This is a genomic window from Trichococcus ilyis (assembly GCF_900109135.1).
Lineage (GTDB): Bacteria > Bacillota > Bacilli > Lactobacillales > Aerococcaceae > Trichococcus > Trichococcus ilyis.
The window spans coordinates 98,758-124,435 of the sequence record NZ_FNYT01000004.1; the positions used below are offsets into that span (position 1 = coordinate 98,758).

Here is a 25,678-nt window from a genome sequence, read left to right on the forward strand (position 1 = left end):
CCAATACATCCATAAGTGTAACTTATTTTTTGGAAAATGCCAGTAATTTTTCTCCCTGTTAGGAAAAGTTAATCTTCCGGCAATGCTTGGTCAGGCTGCTCCGAAGGCCGCTCATTTTTTGGTTTTGCGCAAGGCTTTTCTGGCGATTTTGAGGGCGCGCAGTTGGGCGGTTTTCTTGGACTGGTTCTGTTGGCTCTGCACGAGGATCGCATCCAGCAGGGTGATCCCCTCTTCCACGAAAGCACCCTTGTTCAGCATAACGCACTCCGCCTGCGCGGCCATCGTCGCATCCGACATCTCCGCCCGCGTCGGCACGCCGTTCTTGACCATGTTCTCGAGTACTTGCGTGCTCCAGATGACCGGGATATGTGCAGCTTCACAGATCCAGAGTATTTCCTCCTGCAGCTCCGACAACCGCAGGAAGCCGGCTTCAGCTGCCAAGTCCCCGCGGGCGATCATGATCGCCAATGGGTTTTTCCCGGCTGCGGCCACAATCAGCTCCGGCAGATGATTCACGGCTTCCACCGTCTCGATCTTGATCACAAGCGGGATGGCGGCAGCCGCTTCCGTTCCGGCTTGTTCGGTCAGCACCTTTTGGATGGCGACGACATCCTTGCTGCCGCGCACGAAGGAGAAGCCCACCAGATCGGCTTCCTCCACGGCAACCAGCAGATCCTTACGGTCCTTTTCGGTCAGGATCGGCAGCTTGAACACGGAATCCGGGAAATTGAGCCCTTTTTCCGGCTTTATCCGGATCCCTTTTGCCCTGGCCGTCTTTTTCACTTGCACAACGACCCCTTGCGGTTTCCGCTCCACAACACGGCCTTCCAGAACCCCATCATCCAGAATGACCGGGCTGTCGATCTCCAGTTCATCAAAGTGATTCAGGCTTTCGCTGAACAAAATGATCGGGTAGTGCTTCAGATCATTGAAGGCGGCATCCGCTGTCAGAAAGAACTGCTCGCCCACTTTCAAACGCGGCTTTTCCTTTTCGCTCAGCACGGCATCGACCCGGATTTTCGGGCCGGCGATATCGAAGTAGATGCGGCAACTTTTTCCAGCGATTTTTTGGGCAGCCTGCAGGTTCTCGACCATCTGCAGCCAGACGGCGCTGTCATCATGGGCGCAGTTGATGCGGGCGATGTCCATGCCGCGCTCCAGCAGGCGGACAAGGAAGTCTTTGTCTGTTGCGGCTTGTTCCGGCAGGGTGACCATGATTCGGGTCGTGCGGTGCACCGGCGCCTCCCCGAGCAAGGCTTTTGCCTCGGTCGCCAGTTTTTTCCGGCCCGGGAACTTCTCGGGCGTCTTCGGATAGTCATCCAGTTGTTTGATTTCTCCGGCCATCAGCGCCAAGTTGCGCACGATCGCATCCAGTTGCTGGAGTACTTTCGATTCCGTCCTTCCCAATGACGACAGGCCCCATTTCGACAGACGGCTCTGCAACATTCGGATATCCCTGCGGCGCAGAGCCAAATAGTAGGCAAGATTTTTCGCGCTCAGCCGGAAAGCCGGCCGGGTAATGCTCGGCTCCCACTCCGCATAAAGGGCATTGCCCTCCTCGTGGACCGACTCCCGGAGCGCTCGCATCTCCTGATATAATGACCGCAACTCATTCCACTCTTTTTCTTTCACTTTATCCACACCCCGACCTTTCATTTTTTTAAGCAAAAGATTATTTGTCCGAAAAGGGACTGCTGGCTGAAACAAAAACACCCTGCTCTGCTTCAGAATAGGATGTTTTTGAAAGTATGGACGGCATTGGTCAGAAGGCTCCGCCGCCGGAACCGCCACCCGACCCGCCGGATGAACCGCCACTGAAGCCGCCGCCGAAGCCGCTGCTGTTCGAGGAAGTCGGCATCGATTTGGTTACGCCGGTGTTGATGCTGTTGTTCAAGGACGACAGGAAGATGGCGTTGTTCATGTAGTAATAGCTGCCGAAAGCGGAAGCCTGGATCTCATTCACCGGGAACTCGACCTGCATCTGCTTCATGACCTTGTCCGCCACACCGAGAGAAACGGCATAGACCAGGAAATGATCCCATAAAGCGATCGAACCGACTTCGCGCATCGGGAAATTCCCCACGTCCTTCAGCATATTGCGGAAACCCGCCCATTCCTGTTTCGCCCGTTCACCGTCGGCCGTCATGATTGGCTTGACGCTAACCATGAGGAGCTGGATGAAGCTGAGTGCCACGCCCAGGACTGCCAGGATGATCGCCCAGACGGTGAAAGTGCCGCCCATGATGCCGAAGAACACGATCGCAAGCAGCAGGACGATGTTTGCAAGCAACGCCAAGGCCGCGAAAGCGACAGCTTTCTTGTTGTCCTTGGACCGATAGTTTTTCCTTTTCGGCGAAGCGACATCCATCACCCGCTCTTGCCAAGTTTCCCGTTTCTCATTGAAGCGTTTGGCTTCAGCCGAGTTGTCGGCGATGTTCTCGATGTCATCGAGCGTGACGCTTTCCCCGTCCCCGACGTCCTGGATGAACCAGTCCAAAAGCTGCTTTTCGTGGCTCAGGAGCGGGGCGTTTTTCGTATCCTTGATCTGCGTCAGACGGAAAGAATCTTCCGGTTTTTTCTCCCGTCCGAAGAGCCCTTTTTGGGGGATCTGAACCGGCGAAATCGTCAGATAGCCTTTCCGCACCAGATCGAGGATGGTCGCCGAAATGTCGGCAGCCTGCACATTCCCGCTGAAGACCGCAGCGCTCATGACGGCCGGCGTCATATCCTCGGGCAATTCGTAGATGTGGTCCGGCAGATGGATTTCCTGCGGAATTTCTTTTTTCCGGGCTTTCCGCACCCAAAGGAAGACCAGAATCGGCAGGATCGGTGCTGCTACGGCCAGCACCGCACTGAGGATGCCGAAGAGCAGGGCATTGCGTTGCTCTTCTTCAGCCAAGGCGGCTTCCTGCGCCAATATTTCCTCGAATTTGTCTTCGTTCACCACATTCGGGTTATCTGCCGTGATGCTCGTCGGAAAAATCACATGGGCTTCGACGAATTGGCTGGCCGGATTCTGCGGGACGTACAGCGAGACCTTTTGGTTATCCTCCAGCGACACCGTGCTGTTCTCGCCGCCGCCATGGCCCCAAGCGCGCAATTCCTCTTCGCCGGTCGCTTCCGGCAAAAGGATGGTGACATCGACATCATTCAGCGGATCCTCCCATGCGGAACCGATGACTTTGCGGTTGAACTCGGCGGTGTCGTTGTAATTCGTGACGATTTCAGGAATGCGGTATTGATAGATGACCGTCTGGATTTCATCCGTCATCTTGTTGTAGACGGTGAATTTCAGGAAGTCGCCGGTGTTGTCCAGTTTGAACGTCCCTGATTCCTCCGTGTCGCTCAAAGCGAACGGAAACGGATTTTCCGACAGGTAGCCTTGCATCGAAACCTTCACGTCGGTAGGATCCGCCACCTCCGAAATATCCAGATCATACAGCACACCATTGAATTCCCCTTCAAAATCGTATGTGATGCTTTCGGTGAAAAAAGCGCTGCCATCCCGCTGTATTTCGACCAGCACATCATAATTCGTAATCTCATAGGAACGGGCCTGCGCTTCCTTCTGTCCAAATCCGATCAAAAAAAAGAACAGGAACAGCATAATCGAGCCTATCCGTTTCATCGTCACCTTCCCCTTCCGGTACTTTCCATCAAGCTTGTCGCTTCTGATACAATCATTTTAACAAAGATGTCTGCACAAAAAAAGGAAGAACCTCCTTTCGGAAAATCCTTCCTTTTGTACTTTCAGTTTTGTGTCACTCGCGTACTTCTTCTGTTCCCGACGAGTCCGCTTCCTCAAGCAGCAACGCACTGCTTGTGGATGTCTTGGCTTTGATTTGCGCTTCGGCTGCCGGAAACGTGACGGTAGGCGACGTGATGATGCTGCCGGTCAAGGCATCCACGCGCCTGATTTCCACGGGCGCATTTTCTATTTCGATCTCGATGTACCACATCGGACTGTAGATATCCATGTCCGAGAGGCTCAACGTGCGGTAATACGCCAACTGCACCATCCTCACGGTGGAATCCACGGGGATCTGATTGTTGAGGTACAGCGCTTCGACTGCACGCTTCTGCGAAATCACGGATCTGCTGTTGCCCTGCACTTCTGCGGCCCCCGCATAAGTCTGTTCATAGGAAATGACTTCATAATCGGGATCCAAGTTGAACGTGATGCTGCCCGTATTGTCGCCGATCGGGACATTATTGGCGACCTGCGCATAGATCAACTGCCTGCGGAGCGGCAAATAGGTAAGGAATCTGTATTCAGCCCCGTGGAGTACGTTGCCTTCCGAGATGAATTGCGTGATCGGTGTCCTGTCCACAACCGCCAGATTATCCGAGTCAAGCTTGAGCGGGATGGGTTCGGACAAGATGCTCGACAACGCCCCCTCCTCGAAGACCGTCGTCTGATTCACCAACTTCGCTTGATCGGCTTCCAAGGTGCCGCCTTTGTCCGTCTTCAGCAACGGAATCTTCTCCTGATCGGTCGACAGCGTCGGAAAACTGATGTCATCGGCTTTCATTGCCTCTTCGATGTTCAGGGTTGTGCTCTCGCTTCCGAAGCTCAAGGTGGTTGCGTTTTTCTCCAACAGCACGCTGAGCAGATAGACATTCAAAGCCGCGAAAGTGATGATGAAAATGATTTTGATGCGTCTAAAGTCCACTGTCGTCCGCCTCCGTTTCCGTTCCGCCGACCCAACGGTCCAGCGATTTCCAGACGCCGTCGATCTGGATGAACCATTTCGGCGTCAGATTGACGAGACGATTGGATTCTTCGCTGAAGGTCCAGTCATACCCCAATGCGATCATCTGAATTTCCTGACTGCTGTAGCCAGCAGCCGCCAGCGCAGCCAAAAGGTCCGCACCGCTAAGCAGCGTGACATCCTCTCTGCGGTCCGTCAACGGCGTCTGGATGACTTGCGAAAGGAATTGCAGTTCGGTCAAAGAGGAACCCGACATATGGATCCGGGTCAACCCGTAGTCGACTTCCCCGAAGATCGGATAGCCGTTCACATATCGGCGGTAATAGACATTGTCCGTCTCCGCGTCAAACCCGTAGAAATAAAATGGATTCGTCCAATTGTCCAACATCTTGATTTCATGGAAGCTGTCCCGGATCAAACGGTAATCGGGCAGCTCTTCGGCATCGAGGATGTTGCGGTAATAGCTCAACAAGCCCGTCGCCTTATGGATGCTCAATTCAGAAATGTTATCGCTGTAGCTCACATATTCATCGTTCCCGTTATCCTTCAAATCTGTCGTGTCATCGAAAAGCAGATCGATGAAATAACTGTTCGACGGCTTTTCCACCAGATAGACCAACTTTTGGATCGTGATTGCCTCTTTCGGAAGGTACGAGATGGCGGACTCGGATTCATACGACTCCACTTCCATATAGGCGTCCTTTTGTCCTTCATAGAGATCCACCAGCGGCTGCAATACGTTCTCCGGCCGCAGTGCGGTGAAAACTTGCTTCGTCTCGTCATTCAACAGATAGACCGGATCTTCTTCCTTCGCATTGAAAATGATCCGGTCGATGCTGTCGTCATAATAGTCCTCCTGGAGATTCGCGAAATACCGCGAAAGCAGTTCCAGCGGGATTTCTTCGGCAAAACGGATCTCCAGCTGCATAGGCGAAAGGATGAGCGCATCATAGTCCTCCTGCAGGTAGGTTGAAACGCCTTCGATTCCGTCAAGCGCGCCCTCCCCCAACAACTCGTTCACGCTCTGCATGATTCCGGGTGCCTGCGTCAAATAAATGCGTTTGTCTGTATGGACGATCATCCTGATCGGCGCAAAGACATCCTCAATTTTTTTCGTGTTCGTCAGATTGGCGGAGACGGATGTCGCCGAATTCTGGCTTAAGCCCATCGTACTCGGGGTGGAAAGGATCCTTACCGTCAGGAACAGGCTGATTGCGACCAGTGTGTAGAGCACAGCGCTCAATATTGGTGATTCTTTTTGTTTCATCCCCATTCATCCTCCTCGTCCATCGGAATGTAAGGCAAGGAAATAAAGAACGTGGAGCCTTTATTTTCCACACTGGTCACCCAGATTTTTCCGCCATGCAGCTGGACGACCTCTTTGGAGATGGCTAAGCCAAGTCCGGTGCCGCCCATGGAACGGGCCCGGGCCTTGTCGACACGGTAGAAGCGGTCGAAGACATGGTTGATATCCTTGCGCGGTATGCCCAAACCCTCGTCGGTGATGCTGATGACGACGCTGTTGTGCGTTTCCATCAGCCTGCAGGTGATTGTTCCGCCGTCCGGAGAATATTTGATGGCATTGTTCATGATATTGTCGATTACTTGGATAAATTTATCCTGGTCGATTTCGACCCAGAGCGTGCGCTGCGTAAAATCGCGTTCGATCTTGTATTTTTTGTTGCGGTACTGTTCCGATTTCAGCATCATTTCGAAGCGGTCGATGATATGCGCGACCAGTTCATTGATGCTGACGAACTCGAAGTTCAATTCCTGTTTGCCCTGATCCATCCGCGACAAGTTCAGCAGATCGGTGATCATCCGGATCATCCGGTCGGTCTCTGTGGAGATGACCTTCAGGAACTCGGGCGCGATGTCTTTGTCCTCCCAAGCGCCGTCGATCAGCGACTCCGTATAACTCTTCACGCTCGTCAACGGCGTCCGCAATTCGTGGGACACGTTGGAAACGAAGCTGCGGCGTTCCTGTTCGACTTTTTCCTGCTCGGTGATGTCGGAAAGCACGCAGACCAGTCCGCTGATGAAGCCGGATTCCCGCTGGATGACGGAAAACTCTCCGCGCAGGATCGTATCCTGGTCTTCTGTCGCGATATTCAGGATCAGTTCATCCTGCGTCTCCAGCAACTGGCGGAAAGTGAATTTCTCGCCCAGCTTCAGCACCTTCATGATCGATTGGCCGATCGCTTTGTCTTGTGAAATCGAAAGCAAGTCCATCGCCCGACTGTTGATGATGATGATCTTGCCGCGGCGATCGGTGGCCAGTACGCCATCCGTCATATGCCGCAGGACACTGTCCAACCTTTGGCGTTCGGATTCGGTCGTTTCCTGGGCATCTTTGACTTTGTAGGACAGATCATTGATCGTCTCGGCCAATTCGCCCAATTCGTCCGCGCCGTAGACCGTCACCTTGCCGGAATAATCGCCTTCAGCAATATTCGCCGTCTGCCTGCGCATCTCGGAAATGGGCCGCGTGATCCCTCTGGAGATGATCACCGCCAAAATGATCGTAATGATGATTGCGACGACCGATGCATTCAGAAAGATGCTGACCGTCTGGTTCATCTGCGAGTAGACCGATTCGATGTTGGACTCCATCACCAACACGCCGATAAGGGTTCCGGTATTGTCGGTCGAATAGATCGGGCTGATATTCTTCAGCACCCGGCTGTTCGTGTCTTCCTTCACATATTGGTAGGAGGAGGGGGAGTCGAGCAGGATGACTTGTTGGACATCTCGGTCGGTTGACTTCGTTCCGATCAGGGACTGCAGCGTTTGGTCATTGATGCCGAGAATATAGCCCTGTTCGTCCAGGACTTGCGTTTCCAGAATGTTGGTTCCGGTAAAATCGCTGAGAACAGTCTGCACGGAAGCCTCCAGCTTTTCCGCATCATCATCCATCAGCAGCGGCTGCAGCGTCTTCTCCAGGAAGCCCGCGTTCAGGCTCATCTGGCTGTCGAAGTTGCTGATCATTTTCGTTTCCAGCTCCCGGATAAAATATGCTCCGATCAGCTGCAGCGATACCAACAGAAGGAAAATGAACAGCATCGGTATCTTGAAATGAATGGAGTGAACCAAACGTATCTTTTTGTTCATATATTCTTACTCCTGATCCGGATTCTTCAAGAAGTAGCCTACTCCTCTTCGTGTGATCAGCCAGGTCGGGTGGCTTGGTGTATCCTCGATTTTTTCACGCAGTCTGCGGACCGTCACATCAACCGTGCGGACGTCGCCGAAATAATCATAGCCCCAGACGGTCTGCAGCAGATGCTCCCGCGTCATCACCTGGCCGATGTGTTTCGCCAAATAATGCAACAGTTCAAATTCGCGGTGGGTCAATTCGATCTCCACCCCGCGTTTCGATACGATATAGGCATCTTCGTGGATGACCAAGGAACCGATCTTGATTTCGTTCGTGTCCTCTTCTTCAACAGGCGCTGCCACCGGAGCGGCTTGTCTCCTCAAATTCGCTTTGACGCGCGCGACCAATTCCCTGTTCGAGAAGGGTTTCGTGACATAATCGTCCGCACCCAGTTCCAGACCGAGCACTTTGTCGATTTCGGAATCTTTTGCCGTCAGCATGATGATCGGCACATCACTCGTTTTGCGGATTTCCCGGCAGACTTCCAATCCGTCCATTTTCGGCAGCATCAGATCCAGCAGGATGATATCCGGGCCCACTTCGGCAAACTGCGCCAAAGCTTCTTCGCCATCATAGGCAGTAAAGACGTCATAACCTTCCTTGGTCAGATTGAACTTGATTATATCCGAGATCGGTTTTTCATCGTCCACCACTAATATCTTTTTCATATTCGAACCTCCTTGTTTCTTGCAACTCTCTGTCCCATGCGGAACGTCTACTCTTCATTATACAATTGCCGTCGATTAAGTGCAAAGCGTTCCTGAATCAGCCCCGGACAGGAACCCGGATTGCCGATTCAGGGACAGCATGACTGTGCAAAAAAGGACGAGGCATCAATCGTTTTCCTGACTGATGGCTCATCCTCCTGTTAGACATTATGGCGTTCGTTGACGCATCAGCTGTGGATGACGACCGGAACCCCGACACTGATCATCCCGAACAGTTCAGCCATTACCCCCGGTGGCGTATTGACACAGCCATTCGAGCCGGCGGTAAGCCAATATTCGCCGCCGTATGCAGGCTGCCAGGATGAATCGTGGATACCGACCCCGGTCCAATCGACAGGCATCCAGTATTCGACGGGCGATTCATAATCTTTTTCCGTCTTTGGGTTGTAGCCTTTCAGAACGGCATCCTCTTCTTTGTTCCAGATATAGAAGACACCTGTCGGAGTTGGTGTCTGCGGGTGTCCGGAAACGATGTCCGTTTCGAGCGCAACGGCGCCGTCCTTGTAGTACCACATGTGCTGGCTGGAAAGGTCCACTTCGACATAGGTTGTGCCGATATCAGCGCCATCGGCATGATAGCCGGTGCCGTTGTAATTAGGCGTCACCGTAACGTCCTTACCTGCCAAAACATAGCTGATCAGGTTGTCCGTTTCGTCTGCGACAGCCAAGGTCCATCCGTACGTACCGGCTGGAACTTGGACCGTTTCGCCGTCCGCCGCCAAGAAATCCCGCGTGCGGGAATAAGTGCTGTATTTGTCGCTCAGTCCCTGCAGATAGGCTGTGACGCCTTCTCGGTTGACCGACACCTCGCCGTTCTCATCGATGCCCAACCATTCGACAATGGCTGTTTGCGGCACCGTCTCGGTCTGTCCGGAAATGGTGTATTGGATGACCGTGTCCGTCAACTCGTCCAATTTTTGCACGGTTTCCTTCAGAACCGGATCATCCGCCGTCAACGCGGGCTGTTGGTACGCCGCTGCCACATCGACTTCGCTTTCTCCGGCAACGACTGCTGCCAGTATCGTTGCCTTCAACTGCTCCAGATCGACCTTGTTCCCCGCTGCTTCGGGCGTAATCTCATAGCCGTCCGTTCCTTTTACGACTGTAGCGTTCACAGGGGCCGTGCGGTTCTCGTTATCCAAAGGGATCTCCGCCAGGATGCCCGCCAAAGCTGCTTCATCAACGGATACGCCGCTCAGGTCGGTTTGTGCCTGCTTCTCCCGGAACAGCAGGATCGGCCAATTCCACCCTCTCTGCTCGGCCTTCATCGTTTCCAGTTTTTCGGTATTGTCGACGGACACGCCCAAGTCGGCCGGTGTGAAGGCATGGATCGCCTCCCCGTTTTCGACGATTTGGATCTGTGCCTGTGCGATTGCCGCGGTTGTCTCTGCTTTTGCTTGGGCTACGGTGTCATTCGATATGTCAATGCCATCCAGCGTTGTATTCGGTAAGAACTTATCCTCATAATAGCTACCTGCACCAAAGTATCCGGCTGCAATCAATAAGACCGCCGTAGCGCCAATGATGATGGGTTTCTTTTTCACTGTCCAGACCACCTTCTCGTTTTGTTACACTGCGATTACGTTTGTGTTACAAATCATTGTAACTTACTTTTTATTACTTTACCATGTTTTCTTCCAAAAGCAAGCGATTTTTTCTTAATTTTTTTATATATCGGCCTGTTCTTAGACTTTCATCATAATACCAATGGGACAGAATTGCAAACAGGCATGCTGCGTTTTCATTCGCGCACCCTGCTCCGGTGAACATAGGCTTCGCTGGAGTTCAGCCAACATGGGGGTTGCCTTCTCCGATTCGGGCGGCTTCGTCGGAGCTCCGGCTGACTGTTACCGGTGTGCTCCGGCGAGCGGACCTTTCACCGGAGCTGACGATTGATTCAGAGATCAAGCTCCTGTATGGTATCTTTGCGCTTGTCCGATTTCTTACGGTTATCGGACAAGCTCTGCTACATTTGCCTTGCGCTTGTCCGATTATCTCATTACGGACTTTCATTGTCGGCTCGGAGCCAGTCTGGGCTAAAGAAAGAAGGGGCCCCCTCTCGACAAGGGCGCCCCTTCTTTCTTATGCGTGATTCTGTTTCTCCGCTTGGATTTCATCCAGGATATAGCTGAAATCGAAATCCTCTTTCTTTACGATCAGCAGCAGCCCGTCGCCCAGAGGCACGAGCGAAGTTTCCAAGGCTGGGTGGTCCAAAACGGTGTCCATCAGCTGGTTCAGGCGTCGGTGGATCTTGCGGACCCTTTTCGGAACATCCGCCTCGTCGTCCAGGATGGTGCCGCCCTGGAACACATCGTCGATGACCAGCATGCCCTCTTTTTTCAGCAGCCGGATGCAATGCGGCAGAAACTCATAATATTTGGCTTTCGCGCTGTCCATGAAGATGAAATCATAAGGCCCTTCCAGCGTAGGCAGGATCTCTGCGGCATCGCCTTCCAGCAGCGTCACTTTGTCGGCAAGGCCCAGCTTCTCGAAGTTGGCTTTGGCGTTGTTGATCATGACCTCGAAACGGTCGATGGTCGTGACATGACCTTCCGCTCCGACATGCTGCGCCATCAGGCTGCCCGAGAAGCCGATCGCTGCACCGATCTCCAGTATCCGCTTGGGTTTGATCTGCCCCAGCAGCATGTTCAGGAATACCGCAGTTTCGTGCGGGATGATCGGCACCCCTTTTTCATTCGCGGTTTTTTCCAGTTCCCCCAACTCTCCCGGGAAACGTTTCAGTCTGTCGCGCATAAAAGCGACCAGTTCTTTTTTAACGACGGGTCTGTTCATCATTTCATTCAATGCCATGCTTTTTTCTCCTTATCAAACACACTTTTATTAATGGCAACAAGGCTGGGGCAGAAAGCCGCTTTCTGCATCCGGCCCTTGTTTGGGTCTGCATAAACGCGGGACAGAACGCAGCCCCTGGCTCCACTGCACAGACAATGCGCGGATGGTTTGCAGCCATCCTGGGTTTGTGCGCTCCAGTGGTCCGGGGCTGAACGCGTTCTGTCCCGCTCTTTTGCGTTTATTCGTCTTCAACAACAACTTCTTGGACCGGCCCCCTCGTGACGCGGATGCCGCGGATCCTTCCGCTTTCGACCTGCGTAGTCGTCAGCAGATACTCTCCAGCTTGGATCGTCGCCTGCTCATCGTCTTTCGGGAAATACCCGAGTTCCTCGATTATGTAGCCGGCGATCGTGTCCACTTCTTCGGAAGCGATCGCCGTCTTGAACAACTGATTGAACTTGTCCAGCGGCATGCGTCCATTCACGACGTAATGGTTCTCATCGATTTTTTTCGACATACGGTAAATCTCATCATACTCGTCCTCGATATCCCCGACGATTTCCTCGAGCAGATCCTCGAGGGTGATGATCCCTTCCACGCCGCCGTATTCATCTTTGATGATGGCCATATGCGTGTGGGTCTTGCGGAACTCGACCAACAGATCGTCGATATAGATGGTCGACGGGACAAACAAAGGCGCATTGACCAGTTCGCGGAAATCAATCCGCGCGAAGCCGACTTCCTTCGATGCCTTCAAAACATTTTTCATATGCAGAACACCGATGATATTGTCCTTGTCTTCCTCATAGACCGGAATCCGCGAATATTGACTGTTCAGCACCAGCGCGATATTGTATTCCAGATCATCATCCAAATCCATCATCAAGGTATCGGTCCGCGGCACCATCAATTCACGGGCCAGCTTCGTGTCCAACGAAAGCACGCCCTGCATCATTGTGAACTCGGAAGGATCGATGACGCCTTCGCCTCGGCTTTGGGCGAGGATGGCTTTCATTTCATCGCGGGTGAGCTTCTCTTCCTCATTCGTGAATTCGATCGGCGTCAGCTTCTTCAGGATGCCTGTAGAAAACGACAAGAGCCAGACGAATGGCTTGAAGAGGGTCTTCACGACAGCGATCGGGCCGGCAGTATGGCGCGCAATCGTTTCCGGCATCTGCAGGGCGATCTGTTTGGGATACAGTTCACCGAACACAAGCGTTATGTAGGAAAGGATGACGGTGATGATGATCATCGCGATCGTTTTGCCGCCGGTGATGCTTCCCAACAACGGTTCGATATATCCGACAAAATTGGATGAGGCTGATGCACTGCTGAAGAATCCGGCAAAGGTGATGGCGACTTGGATGGTGGCCAGGAAATCATCGGGATTCTCCAGGAGACGCAAGACCCTTTTGGCCTTTTTGTCGCCTTCTTTGGCTAGCTTCTCGATTTTGGAACGGTTGATGGAAACAAATGCCAATTCCGCTGAGGCGAAATAAGCATTCAATAAAGTCAGGGTTAGGATCAATGCTAATTTTGATGATAACGACTGGCCTTCGGGGTCTGGGTTCATATGATTTTTTTCTCCTTTTTCATGTCTGCTCACGCAACGAGGATGCCTTTTGAAAGCGGCCTCCGTCCAGTTGCATAAAAAAATATAGATTCTGTTCAATTATATACTACTTAATATAGGGAACGCCACCCGAAAAATCAAGAGATTTTTCCTGCTCCGGCTGAGGCATCCGATTCGTGCTGTTCACGGTGGCGATTTTCGGGAGTGCCGGGCAGCGACAAGTGTTCTCATCCCAATCTAATGTTTACCCGAACCCGACACCTCGTTGTAAGGGCTTCACTGCTTGATTTATCAAATGTTTAATATTTTCCAAGTATGCGTTTTTAACCGTTGCTTTTTTTCATTTTAATGTTATTATCACTTTAGACAACTGTGTTTTTAGGAGGACCTATACTATATGCTTATCCGCTCACTTGCCATCCCGAAACGGGAGCTGACGATCGTCAAAGAGTCTGCCACGCTTCGGGATGCGCTGGATATTCTCGAAGAGTCCGGCTTCCGTTGCGTTCCGATCCTGGACGAAACCGAAACCATTTTTCGTGGGAATATCTACAAGATGCATATCTATCGGCACAAAGCGAACGGCGGCGACATGAACCTGCCGGTCACGCATCTGCTGAAGAATGCCACCAAATTCATTTCGATAGACAGTTCATTCTTTAAGGTGTTTTTTACCATCAAAGAATTGCCCTACATTTCCGTTTTGAACAAGGATATGACCTTTTACGGCATCCTGACCCATAACGCCTTGCTGAACATGCTTGCCCAATCTTGGAGCATCGATGTCGGCAGCTATGTGCTGACGGTCATCGCACCTGGCCAAAAAGGCGATCTGTACCACATCACCAAAATCATCAACCGCTACTCTTCCATCGCCAGCTGCATTTCCCTCGACATCAACCGGGAAGATGCGCTGCGCAGGGTACTGGTCACTTTGCCCGCAGGCACTCCCAAACAAGTGCTGGATTCCATCGTGAAGGCACTGGAGCGCAAGGATTTCCGCGTGACCGAAATCGAGAACCTGCAAGTGGATTTCTGAAAAAGCTCCCATGTTACACGCATAAAAAAGTCGGACAAGCTTTAGGCTTGGTCCGACTTTTTTTGCGCGCACCCGAATCAGCGGGTGGCGCCGTTCAGATATGGGTTGGAATAGATTTCTTCCCTTACGGTCGTAGGATCGCCGTGTCCCGGGAAAAGGACTGTTTCGCCCGGCAAGGTCACGATATATTTTTGGATCCCTTCGATCAAGGTAGTATGGCTGCCGCCCGGCAAATCGCTGCGGCCGACGCTGCCTTTGAAAATGACATCCCCGACGATTGCGAAGCCGTTCTCGCGGAAAATGAAGACAGTGCTTCCCGGCGAATGCCCTGGAATATGCTGCATCTCAAAACGGAACTCGCCGATTTCGTAAGGACCCATCTCCTCAAAGAAGATATCCGCTTCTTTCGTCAAGCGTACATCCGGAACGTTCGGGTTGCCTGCTGAGCCATTCAGACGCGGATCCAACAGCCACTCCCGCTCGATAGGGTTTTGGTAGACGGGAACGTTGTATCTTTCCCGGATTGTTTCGAGGGCGCCGATGTGATCATAATGCGCATGAGTCAACACGATCGCGATCGGATGCAGTTCATTTTCTTCGATGGCGGCGATGATATCCTCCGCTTGCTCACCTGGATCAAAAATGATCGTATCATTTTCATGATCACCGATCAAAAAATAACAGTTTTCCTGGATAGGACCGACTGTAATTGCGTACATTTCCATATACTCATTCCTCCCTCGATTTGGATTACCTCTCTATTATAAGAGAATGATGAGAAAAATCCTAGCAAAAAAACGCGGGCTTCTGCTTTTCATCCGAAAAAAGCCCCCGTTCTCATGTTTTTTCATATGAAATTTTAATGAATCAAGCCATTTTTTCGGCGAAACCGATCAGCTTATTCAGGTATTTCATGAGCGGTGCTGAAACAACCAGCACGACCGCTTCGCCGAATGCCGCAGTGGCAAAACTGAACCAGAAAGGCAGATCCAGCACGATATAAAGTTCGATCGCGACAAGCACCATCGTCAATGTGAAGACGAGTGCGGTCATCATCATGCGTTTCATTTCGGAATCATTGGGTTTGAACAATTTTTCCAGAATAAGGAAAGAAATCAGTGTCTGGCCAAATCCGAAAACCAAGTCCCAAGCCCCTAATGTCGAAAAGATCAGATTGGCGATGAAAACCCCCGCCAGAACGCCGTATTTGTAATCTTTGTGGTAGCCCACCAGATGATTCAACATTTCCGAAACGCGGAACTGGATAGCACCGAACGACATAAAAGCAAAAATCCCCGTCATAGCGACATATAGTGCTGCGATAATTGTATTGATAACCATTTTTCTTGTATTCAAGATGAAAACCCCCTAGTTTTTTTCCGTGGGATGGTCGACGAACCACGTGCTCCTCCAAGAGCTAAGTCAGTTTACCACAGATGTCCGTTTTTGAAAACGGCAAACGGAGCATTTTCATCTGATTTTCATGGCCGGAAGCGATGTGCGCCGGAGATCCGGCTCAGACTGCGCTCCGCCGGTAGATCCATCCTCGACCGGCGTCGGGACGCACGCGCCCTTCATCCGCATCATTCGCAGCCAGTCCTTTCACACACAGCAAAAAAACTGCCATCTCTGACAGCTTTCTTTGTTTTCTCTATTTGTAGATGCGCGGAACGCGGGCATTGATGCCAGTCAAGATTTCATAGCCGATCGTATCGATCGTCACAGCCATTTCGGACGGGTTGTTGACGATTCCGCCGTTTTCGCCCAGGAGTGTCACTTTGGTCCCGACCGGATATTCTTTCGGCAGGCTGATCATGCATTGATCCATGCAGATAACGCCCCGGATCGGACAACGCTGGCCGTCGACGATGACTGTCTGATGGCGAAGATCCCGTCTCCAACCGTCCGCATAGCCGATCGGAAGCGTAGCGATCCATTCCCCCTCATACGCGCGGTAACGTGCGCCATATGCGATCGTATCGCCTTCATGCATCTGTTTGACGTAGCTGATTTCGGTATCCAACTGCACGGATGGCTTCAGTTCGTATGGGAGTTCCAGCACGGTGTCGGAAGGGTTGTAGCCGTACATGGCGATCCCGACGCGGACCGCATCCGTCCGGAACGCTTCATGCCAGAGCGAAATCGCCGAATTCGCCAGATGCACAATCGGCGGCCGCTGCTCCATCGCCTCCAGGATTTCTTCGAACAAAGCCAACTGGCGCTCCACCAAAGTCGGATCTTCTCCATCAGCCGTAGCGAAGTGCGTAAAGATGCCTTCAAAAACAAAACCATCCAGTTCGGCAAGGCGCGCTTCGAAGGCTTTGACCTCCGCGACCGTGCGCAACCCGATGCGCCCCATCCCGGTGTCGATCGCCAAATGGACACGCACCGGCAAATCGGTTTTGCGTTCCTGCAGATGCGGCAAGGCCGCTTCCAGCCATTCCGTCGCCGTGACGGCGACGCTGATCCCGTTATCTGCAATCAGGGCGGCATCCATCGCTTCCGTCGGACCCACAACCATGACGAAATCATCGGTCAGGCCATTCTCCCGCAGTTCCATTGCCTCATCCAGCAACGCGACACAAAAACCGTCCACTCCGGCTTCCTTCGCCTTTTTCGCGACCGGTACAGCCCCCAGTCCATAGGCGTCCGCCTTGACGACCGCGAAAAATTTCTTTCCGGGAGAAAGACTCTTCCGGATTTGTTGGATGTTCCACGAAATAGCTTCCAAATCGACTGTTTCTACCGTGGGACGGTGCTTTCCTACTACCATGTATTAAAGACCCCTTTACTTTTCTAGTACCACTTGAGCGGCAATGATGTTCCCCGAATGGGTGATGGAAACGAATCCTTTCCCCTCAAACGGAGATTTGGTTATTTCCGGCTTTCGGTTTTCTCCGGGCAAAATTTCGACGTCCTGGAAGGACAGTTTGCCGATGCCCGTGCCGTAAGCTTTCGAAAAAGCTTCCTTCGCGGCATAGCGCCCCGCCAGAAATTCCATTTGGCGCGACCCGCCCAAAGCCAAGAACAGCTTCATTTCCTCTTTTGTCAAAACCCGTTCCGCAAACCCCGCCCGCCGATCATAGGCTTTCGTGATGCGGTCCAGCTCGGTTACGTCCAATCCTATCCCATAAATCATTCCGATCGCCGCCTCTTCTGCATACATTGTTCTCATTTTACCAAAAAAAGAAAAATTTTCCACCATAAGAAAAACCCCTTCCCCAGGCGCGAGCCAGTCGGAGAAGAGGTTTTGGTTACGGATTAGTCGTTGCTGTTGCGGATAGTGAAGCTATGGCCGCTTTTTTTAGGTGCGCCGGTGTTGCCGCCGCTGCGTTTTTCGTCATAGCGTTTGCCGCCTGAACGTGGCTTTCCATCGTTTGAACGACTTCTGTTGCCGCCGCGTTCTCCGCCGCCGCGTCTGTCGGATGAGCTACGGTTGCCTTTGTAGCCGCCGCCACCTTTACCGCCTTTATAGCCGCCTTTGCCTTTTCTTGATGGCAATGGGCGTTCTGGTGTGATCTTGACAGGAACATCAGTCGCGTCTTTAGAAAGACTCTTCAAGAACGCTGCTACCAAGTCTTCTGGATTGTGGTCTTCCAATAGACGCACAGCTGCGCGTTTGTACTTGTCGGTCTCAGTTTCCTGCACCAATGTTTCCACTTGATCGATGGCTGCTTGCATCTGTCCGCGGAACGCTTCGTCGTCGGTCGGCGGCTTCAATGGTGTCATCGCTTTTTTGGTCAAGTTTTCGATTGTGCGCAAGTAATCCATTTCGTTTGGTGTCACGAAAGTAACGGACATACCTTCTTTACCGGCACGACCTGTACGGCCGATACGGTGTACGTAGCTTTCCGGATCTTGCGGGATATCGTAGTTGTAAACGTGTGTTACGCCGGAAATATCCAATCCACGCGCAGCAACGTCAGTCGCGACCAAGATATCCAGATCGCCTGTTTTGAACGCGTTCAAAACGCTCATGCGTTTTTGTTGCGTCAGGTCGCCGTGGATACCTTCCGCACGGTAGCCGCGCAGTTCCAAACCTTTGGACAATTCATCAACGCGGCGTTTTGTACGGCCGAAGACGATCGCCAATTCAGGATTTTGCACATCGAACAAACGCGTCATTGTATCGAATTTCTCGAAATCTTTACATTTCACGAAATATTGATCGATCAGATTCGCTGTCATTTGTGTCGCTTTGATTTTGACATGCTCTGGAGCGCGCATGAATTTGACGCCGATTTTTTTGATCGAGTCAGGCATTGTAGCTGAGAACAACAATGTTTGGCGTTCTGCTGGCGTTTCGCTCAAGATTGCTTCGATGTCTTCCAGGAAGCCCATGTTCAGCATTTCATCCGCTTCATCGAGTACCAATGTCTCGATGTGGTCCAAACGGATTGTTTTGCGTTTGATGTGGTCCAAAAGACGGCCAGGTGTTCCGACGATGATTTGCGGCTTGTTTTTCAAAGCACGGATTTGACGGTTGATGTCAGCTCCACCGTAGACAACCTGTACAGTTACACGTTTGTCCTTGCTTAAGCGGTACAATTCTTCTTGCGTTTGGATAGCCAATTCACGTGTCGGTGCAATGACGATACCTTGGATGACTTTGTTGCTGTTGTCGATTTTTTGAAGCATCGGCAATCCGAATGCTGCTGTCTTACCAGTACCGGTTTGCGCTTGCCCAATAACGTCCAACCCTTGCAAGGCTAAAGGAATGGTTTGCTCTTGGATCGGTGTTGCTTCCTCAAATCCCATTTGCTCGATCGACTTCAATAACTCCGGGTTTAACCCTAATTCTGAAAATTTCATGTTTCCTCCTATGATTGAGAAACTAAAATTTAGAGAGTCTTTTCTTTTACCCGCATGTTTCATGCGGTTCATAATCTTATAAATAAAAGATAAACCTTTTTACTTAATCCCTTGAATAGAAAGCTTGATAAATCAAACATTCTGCACTTCGCAGAAAAAACCCTCTTATTTCTCTATTCTTACCATCAGCAATAATAACACGCTCCGCGGATTTTTACAAATCATTTTCTCTCAGAATAATGAAATTTCTTACAAAAAAACCTTGATATAAGAATATTTCCAATGAAAATGACAAGTATCCCCACAATTTACTGACATTTGCCGTTTGCAGTTCCGGTTGGCCGAGAAACGAGGTTCCTTTGCTTTTGCGACGCCACTAGCAGCTCAAACACCTTACATTTCCTATTATACACGCAAAGCCGCCACAACCGCCAACAAATCCGTGCCGAAGCTGGATTTGATCAGCACTTGATCGGCTTGCTGCAGTTCCGTCTTCAGCTTGTCGATCAACGGCGCCTTCTCTCCAACATAATGATAAAGCGCTCCTTCAGGAAAGGCTGGCTTTAGTTTTTCGTAAAGAGCAGCCATTTCGGCGCCGTACAGATACACTTGATCGAAGTCCTCCGAAGAAATTTCAGTCGCCAAGGCAGCATGCATTTCTGAAGAATGTTCGCCCAATTCGCGGATATCGCCCAATACCACGATTTTTTTGCCTTCCCTTGGGAGCTGCGCAAACGAACGCAGCACCGCTGTCATGGAAGTCGGGCTGGCGTTGTAGGCATCGTTCAGCAGTTGCGAACCGTTGATTCCCTCAAGCCACTGGGTGCGGTTGGCGGTCAGCTGAAAGGTCGCCAAAGCTTCCTTCACTTCAGCCATCGTCAGGCCCAATACCTGAGCAGCAGCCAAGGCAGCCAAGGCGTTCCGGACATTGTACACGCCCAATACCGGAATCTCCAGATCGACCGCCGGATCGAGGTTCACACGGAAAGTCGTTCTGGTCTTGCCGGGAACGACAGCGTAGGCATAGACTGCATCGGTCTCATCCGTGCCGAAAGTCAGCTGACGGAAGCTGCTTCCTTGTGGTAGCTCTTCCGCGATCAGCGGCTCATCGCCGGGATAGATGAACGTTCCTTCCGGTTTCAGCCCATCCAAAATCTCCAGTTTGGCTTGGGCGATGCCGCGGCGGCTGCCGAGGAATTCCAGGTGGCTGTCCCCGATCAACGTGATGATGGCGACATCCGGTCTAGCCAAGCGGCTCAGCAAGCTGATTTCGCCGAAGTTGCTCATGCCCATCTCAAGCACGAGCACTTCTGTGTCTTCGGGCATCTCCAGGATGGTCATCGGCATGCCGATTTCGTTGTTGTAATTGCCCTGAGTCTTGTGGACGCGGAAACGGGCGGAGAGAACGGCCGCGGTCATGTCCTTGGTGGTCGTTTTGCCGTTGCTGCCGGTGATTGCGACAACTTTCGGGTGGACCATAGTCAAGTAGGCTTCCGCCAGTTTTTGCAACGCTTCGAGCGTGTCGTCCACCAGAATGACCGCGATTTCCTCCGGCGCTTCTCCCGCCGCACGGCTCCACAAGGTTGCTGTCGCTCCGTTTTTGATGGCCGCTTGGACATAATCATGCCCGTCCGTTTCCCCTTGCAAAGGCACAAACAGACTGTCCGGCTCCGCCTTACGGGAGTCGAAGACAACAGAAGTAATTTCAGCGAAGCGGTTGGCCGACGTATAATCGATCGCGCCCACTGCTTTCACAACATCGATGATGCGTAATGGTTTCATTTTGGGTTCCTCATTTCCGGTTTTACTTTGGTTTTGCTTTGGCTTGATCTAAAAAAGGCCGTCCTTCCCCTGAGATCGCAGCAAGCATCCTATGCTTTCGGTGCTGCTGGCGATCAGGAAAATCACGGCCTTTCATCTTTACTCTACAAATTGATAGGATACTTTCTCTTCATGGCGCTTCAAAGCCAGTTGGATCAATTCTTCCACCAAATCGCTGTACTTCAATCCTGTGTGTTCCCAAAGCAACGGATACATGCTGCGGGAAGTGAAACCAGGCAAAGTGTTGACTTCATTGATGTAGATTTCATTGTTTTTGGTCACAAAGAAATCGCAACGGCTCAATCCGCTGCCATCCAGCGATTGGAAAGCAACCGTGGCATATTCCTGCAGTTTGGCGGTGATTTCTTCCGGTAATTCAGCCGGAATCTGCAGCAACACTTCCTCATTGCCGTACTTCTCTTCGTAGTCATAGAAATCTTTGGTTTTAACGATTTCACCGGGTACGGAGGTATGCACATCGCCATTTCCCAATACGGCGATTTCGATTTCACGGGCTTCGATGCCCTGTTCCACGACCACACGGCGGTCGTAGCGGAAGGCTGTTTCGATCGCGGCGGTCAGCTCTTCCAGATTGGTTGCTTTGGAGATGCCGACGCTCGATCCCATGTTCGCTGGTTTCACGTACATCGGATAGATCAGGCTGCCTTCGCATTTGATGAAGATCTTCTCGCGGTCATTTTTCCAGTCATTGCGTGTGACGGCTACGTAAGGCACCTGCGGCAAGCCTGCTTGTTGGAAAAGATGTTTGCTGATGATTTTGTCCATCCCGCTGGCGCTGGCAAGGACACCGCAGCCGACATACGGCATATCCAGGACTTCAAACAGCCCCTGTACCGTTCCGTCTTCTCCGTTCGGTCCATGCAGTACCGGGAAAATGACAGCATCCTCAGAGCGGATATCAGCAGGCGAAATCAGCTCGCCGTAGGATTTTCCTTCTTTCGAGTCGGCAAAACGTTTTTCGGAACCAGGCTCCAAATAAAGATTCTCAGAGAATGCCACCGGACCCGAAAGAGTCTGCCCTTGAATCCACGCGCCTGCCTTCGTGATGTAGACGGGCACAACTTCATAATAGTTGAAATAGATTGCTTTTATGATCGAATGTGCTGTCAGGATCGAGATATCGTGCTCAGCACTCTTTCCCCCATAAATCAAATAAATTTTCATCGAGAAATCCTCCGAATTTTTTGATAACTACTCTAATCAAGGAACATTGTACCACATTTATTTTTTCCCTAAAACGATTTTTGTGAAAAGTGGTTGCCGCTCACGGTCAGCGCGGCCACAACCGCAAGTCCGGATCCGCATGCACCAAAAAAGCCTAAGTTGTGGCTTAGGCTTTCCTCTTCATTCGAAGTCTATATCGATGTTCCATTCATTGCGTTCCATGTCATAACAGATGGTGCCTACCGAATCCTTTTCGTTGAAGCGGCCGTCGATGCTGGCATAACGGTCTTCCGCGATGAACAATGGGATGCAGCACTTATTGCCTGCCGTGCTCATCTGCTTGAAGGAGATGACGGCTCCTTCCTTGAAGATCGGAATGAATTCCTTCACACGTTCGATCGGGAACGGCGCAATTTCTTTGCTTTTTTGGTAAAACCGTTTCTTCTCATTCACTTTTTCCGCCAGCTTGACGGTGATCGCTTCAGCGAACAGCTCGTGGAATTGATCCAGATAACGATAGTACATTTTGATGAACCCGTTCGGCATGGTCAGATAAATGTAGTTATTTTGTAATTTATAGTAGAACGGCGAGTGCAAGTGTGTATGCGCATGAGCGATATAAAGGATCTCGGATATTTCGATTGGGGTAAGGAGGTGCAACATGTCTACATTCACGAAATCGATCCATTTTCCCATAGCGGCATGGTTGTCCATCCCTTTTTGGAAGAATGCCTTCACGTTTTCTTGGCCTTTGATCACCTGAAACCCGGTATGATTGTCATAGGTTCCGATACTTTTTCTGCCGTCTATCAACAACAAGTTTTCCGGCAGTTTCCGGGCCAACTTTGTGTAGTCCTTCACCGCTATCCCTTTGCTTAAAACATAGTTGCTGACTGTTTCATAGTGAACATACAGCATATCTTCGTTCATGAATGATCCCCCCCTTTCCATAATATCCCTTATTATCATTCTACTACTTGCAGAACTGCTTAAGGTATCAGTACCATGTTAATATTATTACAAATCCGTATCTTTTACAAAGATAATTTGTCTTTTTCTCCTATTTTTTTTTGCGCCAATAATTTGAAAGGGTTTTCATATCAAAAGCCGAACTTTGTTTGGACGATTTGAACAAAACGTCCGAAAAAAAGAAGCTATTTACATAGCTTCTAATCGTTTGATCCGGTTTGCCGTGGAGGGGTGCGTCGAAAACAAGCCGTCACTTTCCGTTTCGCCCGTCTTCATCCTTTTGAACGGATTGACGATATAGAGCGAAGCACTGGCGGCATTGGCCGCCTCCATCGGTTCGCTTGTCGCAATTTTCCTCAAGGCGGAAATCAGCCCGTCCGGATTGCGCGTGAACTCAATCGCACTCGCATCAGCCAAGTATTCCCTGTTCCGCGAGAGCGCCAAGCGGATGATCGTGGCCACAAAAGGCGACAGGATCAGGATGAACAAGGACAGCACCAACAGGATGATGCCCAGGCCGCCGCTGTTGTCGTTCCTGCGCCGACGCCCGCCGCCACCCCAGAACATCATCCGGGTGCTGAACTGGGCCAAAAAGGCGATCAAGCCTGCAATGGCCAAAGCGACCGTGGATAGGCGGATATCATAGTTGCGGATATGCGCGAACTCATGCGCCAGGACTCCCGTCAATTCCTCCCGGTTCAGCTTTGCCAACAAGCCCGTCGTCACTGCCACCGAGGCCTTTTCCGGGGAATTCCCGGCCGCAAAAGCATTCGGGCTTTCATCCTCGATGATGAAGATTCTCGGAAAAGGCAACCGCGTCACGATCGTCATTTCCTCAACGATATTCCAGAGCATCGGATATTGGGCCTTGTCGGTTATTTCCTTGGCATTGTTCAGGCCCATGACCACTTGTGTGGATTGCGCCACCATGATGCCGACGTAGGCCAAGCCGATGATCAGCGCGAGCGCGACACCGGACAAGGCGTTATCCCAGTTCAGGTAACCGATGGCCGCGCCCAAAGCCGCAAACAGAAGGAAAAACAGGAATACGATCCATACGGTGCGCCGTTTATTCTGCTCAATTTGTTGATGGAGCAAAGGTACTCACCAACTTTCCATCTAAATCATACGCGATCAGAACGACACTTTCGGTACATTTTTTTCTTCTTCCGGCGTGGCAAGCACGACTTCCGGACGGAAACCATGAATATTCGCCACAATATTGCTCGGGAACGTCCCCAATTTAATGTTGTACTGGGTGACACTGGAATTATACAGTTGGCGCGCATAGGCAATTTTGTTTTCGGTTGCGGACAGTTCTTCCTGCAGAGCCAGGAAATTCTGGTTCGCTTTCAGATCGGGATACGCTTCCGCCAAGGCAAAAACGGTCTTCAACTGGCTCGACAGCTGATTGGACAGTTCCATTTTCTTGGCAGGATCCTCGGTGCCCATATCGGAAATCATGTTGCGCAGATTGATGACTTTGGTCAAAGTTTCCTGCTCATGCTTCGCATAGCCTTTGACCGTTTCAACGATGTTTGGGATCAGATCGTTCCTGCGCTTCAACTGGACATCGATCTGGCTCCATGCCTCCGTGACCCACAATTTATTTTTCACAAGACTGTTATAAAGGGATATCCAAACTACCCCGACGACAACGGCTAACGCAATGATGCCAAAAAACCAGTTCATTTTATCCACAGCTCCTTTTCTCACGCCACCTCTGCGGCTGACCTAGACAACTTTTCCGTCTACACCTACCATTATAGAAGACTCCTGCAGTTTTGTAAAAAAATAGACCATCCAGCTCCGCGCCGAAAAATAGCGGCTTTTGTGCTATCATTAGGGAAAGAAAATCAGATGAGGTGTCGATATGTATTTCATCCCGCAACAAGCCTTCAAACAACTGCCCATCCTGTTCAAGGCCGATCGGTTGACCAGCGCCATCACCGCTGCCGATTTGCCGCAGGCCTATCTGGATCTGCTGGCGGAACAGAATGGCGGCTATCTGCTGTGCTCCCGCATCCCCACCCATGAGCCGACCTCCGACGGCATCGATTATGCCGCGGTCCATGCCATCCTCGGACTGCACGATGGCCCGGAAAACAGCCTCTATGCCGGGCAAACAGTCGCCCATTCGGCGGGGCTACCGGATTATTTTGTGCCTTTCAGCATCAACGGCAACCAGCTCTTCGCGTTCGACTATTCCAAACTGTCTCCATCCGGTGAACCGAGCATTCGCCATATCGATATCGAGACGGACAACTGGCAGACTGTCGCCGCCGACTTTAACGAGTTCCTGCGTAGCCTGATTCCGGCGCCGATCGCCATCCCGGAAGAAGTCCGGCTCACGCACACGGAAGGCGCGCACGCCTTTTGGCTGGCCGACTGCGCAGGCTTGCCTGAGCTGTTCCTGCACTTCGAGGACGACCCGGATAAACAGTGGTATCTCCGATGGATCGCGCATTTTTCCAACCATCCCGACGCGGACTGCCGAAAAACCGCCTGCGAAGCGCTCGAAACCCAGATCCTCTACTTCCGGAGTGAGCTGCCGGATATCGCCCACGCTGTGCTGGCGAAATTCCTGGCCGATCCCGATCCTGCGATCCGGGAATTGGCCCTGACGCTGAAAAAAGAACTTACGGACGGCTGATGCGCGGATGCGCTCGGACAGGTGCAATGACAGCGGCTGGCGCTCGTCGGAGAAGGGAACGCAAAATCAGCACCAGCTCCGGTGAGGAAACGCTCGCCGGAGCTGGTGCCGCGAAAGCATCGTCACTTCCGGCGGGGAAACGCTCGCCGGAGCTGGTGCCGCGAAATTAATCGCGACTCCGGCCAGGCCCCCTTCACCGGACAAGAGATGTACCCCGGAGACGAAAGCTCCATACC

General features: G+C 51.6%; 21 protein-coding genes and 1 riboswitch. Of the genes, 2 read left to right on the forward strand and 19 right to left on the reverse strand.

From position 1 onward, the window contains the following. Positions 1–111 precede the first annotated feature (111 nt). From BMX58_RS03315 to BMX58_RS03355, 9 genes are all read right to left on the reverse strand, one after another. Positions 112–1,641 (reverse strand): pyruvate kinase, encoded by a 1,530-nt coding sequence (locus BMX58_RS03315; RefSeq protein WP_162268599.1) that lies wholly within the window; start codon positions 1,639–1,641, stop codon positions 112–114. 121 nt (positions 1,642–1,762) lie between these two features. Beyond that, positions 1,763–3,628, reverse strand: a complete 1,866-nt coding sequence (locus BMX58_RS03320) for a DUF2207 domain-containing protein (protein ID WP_068621750.1) — start codon at positions 3,626–3,628, stop codon at positions 1,763–1,765. 133 nt (positions 3,629–3,761) lie between these two features. Further along, positions 3,762–4,673, reverse strand: a complete 912-nt coding sequence (locus BMX58_RS03325; protein ID WP_068621748.1) for a two-component system regulatory protein YycI — start codon at positions 4,671–4,673, stop codon at positions 3,762–3,764. Continuing rightward, positions 4,663–5,979: a YycH family regulatory protein gene (locus tag BMX58_RS03330; protein ID WP_068621746.1), complete on the reverse strand. Its 1,317-nt coding sequence runs from the start codon at positions 5,977–5,979 to the stop codon at positions 4,663–4,665. The genes BMX58_RS03325 and BMX58_RS03330 overlap by 11 nt, the downstream gene beginning before the upstream one ends. Further along, positions 5,976–7,823 carry a cell wall metabolism sensor histidine kinase WalK gene (gene walK / locus BMX58_RS03335; protein ID WP_068621744.1) on the reverse strand — a complete coding sequence of 616 codons (1,848 nt, stop codon included), beginning with the start codon at positions 7,821–7,823 and terminating at the stop codon, positions 5,976–5,978. The genes BMX58_RS03330 and walK overlap by 4 nt, the downstream gene beginning before the upstream one ends. Positions 7,824–7,829: 6 nt before the next feature. After that, positions 7,830–8,537: a response regulator YycF gene (gene yycF / locus BMX58_RS03340; protein WP_068621742.1), complete on the reverse strand. Its 708-nt coding sequence runs from the start codon at positions 8,535–8,537 to the stop codon at positions 7,830–7,832. A gap of 227 nt (positions 8,538–8,764) precedes the next feature. Then, positions 8,765–10,141 (reverse strand): L,D-transpeptidase family protein, encoded by a 1,377-nt coding sequence (locus BMX58_RS03345; protein WP_068621740.1) that lies wholly within the window; start codon positions 10,139–10,141, stop codon positions 8,765–8,767. A 538-nt stretch (positions 10,142–10,679) separates the two neighbouring features. Then, positions 10,680–11,408: an O-methyltransferase gene (locus BMX58_RS03350; RefSeq protein ID WP_068621738.1), complete on the reverse strand. Its 729-nt coding sequence runs from the start codon at positions 11,406–11,408 to the stop codon at positions 10,680–10,682. 220 nt (positions 11,409–11,628) lie between these two features. After that, positions 11,629–12,963, reverse strand: coding sequence for a hemolysin family protein (locus BMX58_RS03355; protein WP_068621736.1), 1,335 nt, complete (start codon positions 12,961–12,963; stop codon positions 11,629–11,631). A gap of 397 nt (positions 12,964–13,360) precedes the next feature. Here BMX58_RS03355 and cbpA point away from each other — a divergent pair, with 397 nt between their 5' ends. After that, positions 13,361–14,002 carry a cyclic di-AMP binding protein CbpA gene (gene cbpA, locus BMX58_RS03360; protein WP_068621734.1) on the forward strand — a complete coding sequence of 214 codons (642 nt, stop codon included), beginning with the start codon at positions 13,361–13,363 and terminating at the stop codon, positions 14,000–14,002. A 77-nt stretch (positions 14,003–14,079) separates the two neighbouring features. Here cbpA and BMX58_RS03365 read toward each other — a convergent pair whose 3' ends face one another. The 10 genes from BMX58_RS03365 to BMX58_RS03410 all read right to left on the reverse strand — a co-directional run bounded on the left by BMX58_RS03365 (position 14,080) and on the right by BMX58_RS03410 (position 24,481). Continuing rightward, entirely contained in the window at positions 14,080–14,727 is a 648-nt protein-coding gene (locus BMX58_RS03365; protein WP_068621732.1) for an MBL fold metallo-hydrolase, read from the reverse strand. Between the two features lie 142 nt (positions 14,728–14,869). Further along, the gene (locus BMX58_RS03370) at positions 14,870–15,358 is read right to left on the reverse strand and encodes a QueT transporter family protein (RefSeq protein ID WP_068621730.1); all 489 of its coding nucleotides are present in this window, start codon (positions 15,356–15,358) and stop codon (positions 14,870–14,872) included. A 6-nt stretch (positions 15,359–15,364) separates the two neighbouring features. Continuing rightward, positions 15,365–15,410, reverse strand: a riboswitch (PreQ1 riboswitch). 243 nt (positions 15,411–15,653) lie between these two features. Then, complete coding sequence (alr, locus tag BMX58_RS03375) at positions 15,654–16,775, reverse strand: alanine racemase (protein WP_068621728.1); 1,122 nt, start codon at positions 16,773–16,775, stop codon at positions 15,654–15,656. Between the two features lie 15 nt (positions 16,776–16,790). Continuing rightward, positions 16,791–17,141, reverse strand: a complete 351-nt coding sequence (gene acpS / locus BMX58_RS03380) for a holo-ACP synthase (RefSeq protein ID WP_068621905.1) — start codon at positions 17,139–17,141, stop codon at positions 16,791–16,793. Positions 17,142–17,263: 122 nt separating this feature from the next. After that, positions 17,264–18,814: a degradosome RNA helicase CshA gene (gene cshA, locus BMX58_RS03385; RefSeq protein WP_068621726.1), complete on the reverse strand. Its 1,551-nt coding sequence runs from the start codon at positions 18,812–18,814 to the stop codon at positions 17,264–17,266. 405 nt (positions 18,815–19,219) lie between these two features. Further along, positions 19,220–20,596, reverse strand: a complete 1,377-nt coding sequence (locus BMX58_RS03390; protein ID WP_068621724.1) for a UDP-N-acetylmuramoyl-tripeptide--D-alanyl-D-alanine ligase — start codon at positions 20,594–20,596, stop codon at positions 19,220–19,222. A 138-nt stretch (positions 20,597–20,734) separates the two neighbouring features. Beyond that, on the reverse strand, positions 20,735–21,820 hold the full coding sequence (locus tag BMX58_RS03395; protein ID WP_068621722.1) for a D-alanine--D-alanine ligase: 1,086 nt from the start codon (positions 21,818–21,820) through the stop codon (positions 20,735–20,737). Between the two features lie 180 nt (positions 21,821–22,000). Beyond that, a complete protein-coding gene (locus tag BMX58_RS03400) occupies positions 22,001–22,750 on the reverse strand; it encodes a hypothetical protein (RefSeq protein WP_068621720.1) in 750 nt (249 codons plus the stop codon). Positions 22,751–22,978: 228 nt separating this feature from the next. Further along, entirely contained in the window at positions 22,979–23,887 is a 909-nt protein-coding gene (gene htpX / locus BMX58_RS03405; RefSeq protein ID WP_068621718.1) for a zinc metalloprotease HtpX, read from the reverse strand. A 36-nt stretch (positions 23,888–23,923) separates the two neighbouring features. Beyond that, positions 23,924–24,481 (reverse strand): LemA family protein, encoded by a 558-nt coding sequence (locus tag BMX58_RS03410; protein WP_068621716.1) that lies wholly within the window; start codon positions 24,479–24,481, stop codon positions 23,924–23,926. A 181-nt stretch (positions 24,482–24,662) separates the two neighbouring features. On the opposite strand from BMX58_RS03410, the gene BMX58_RS03415 reads away from it, so the two are divergent. Beyond that, positions 24,663–25,442 carry an SMI1/KNR4 family protein gene (locus BMX58_RS03415; protein ID WP_068621714.1) on the forward strand — a complete coding sequence of 260 codons (780 nt, stop codon included), beginning with the start codon at positions 24,663–24,665 and terminating at the stop codon, positions 25,440–25,442. Positions 25,443–25,678: the final 236 nt, after the last annotated feature.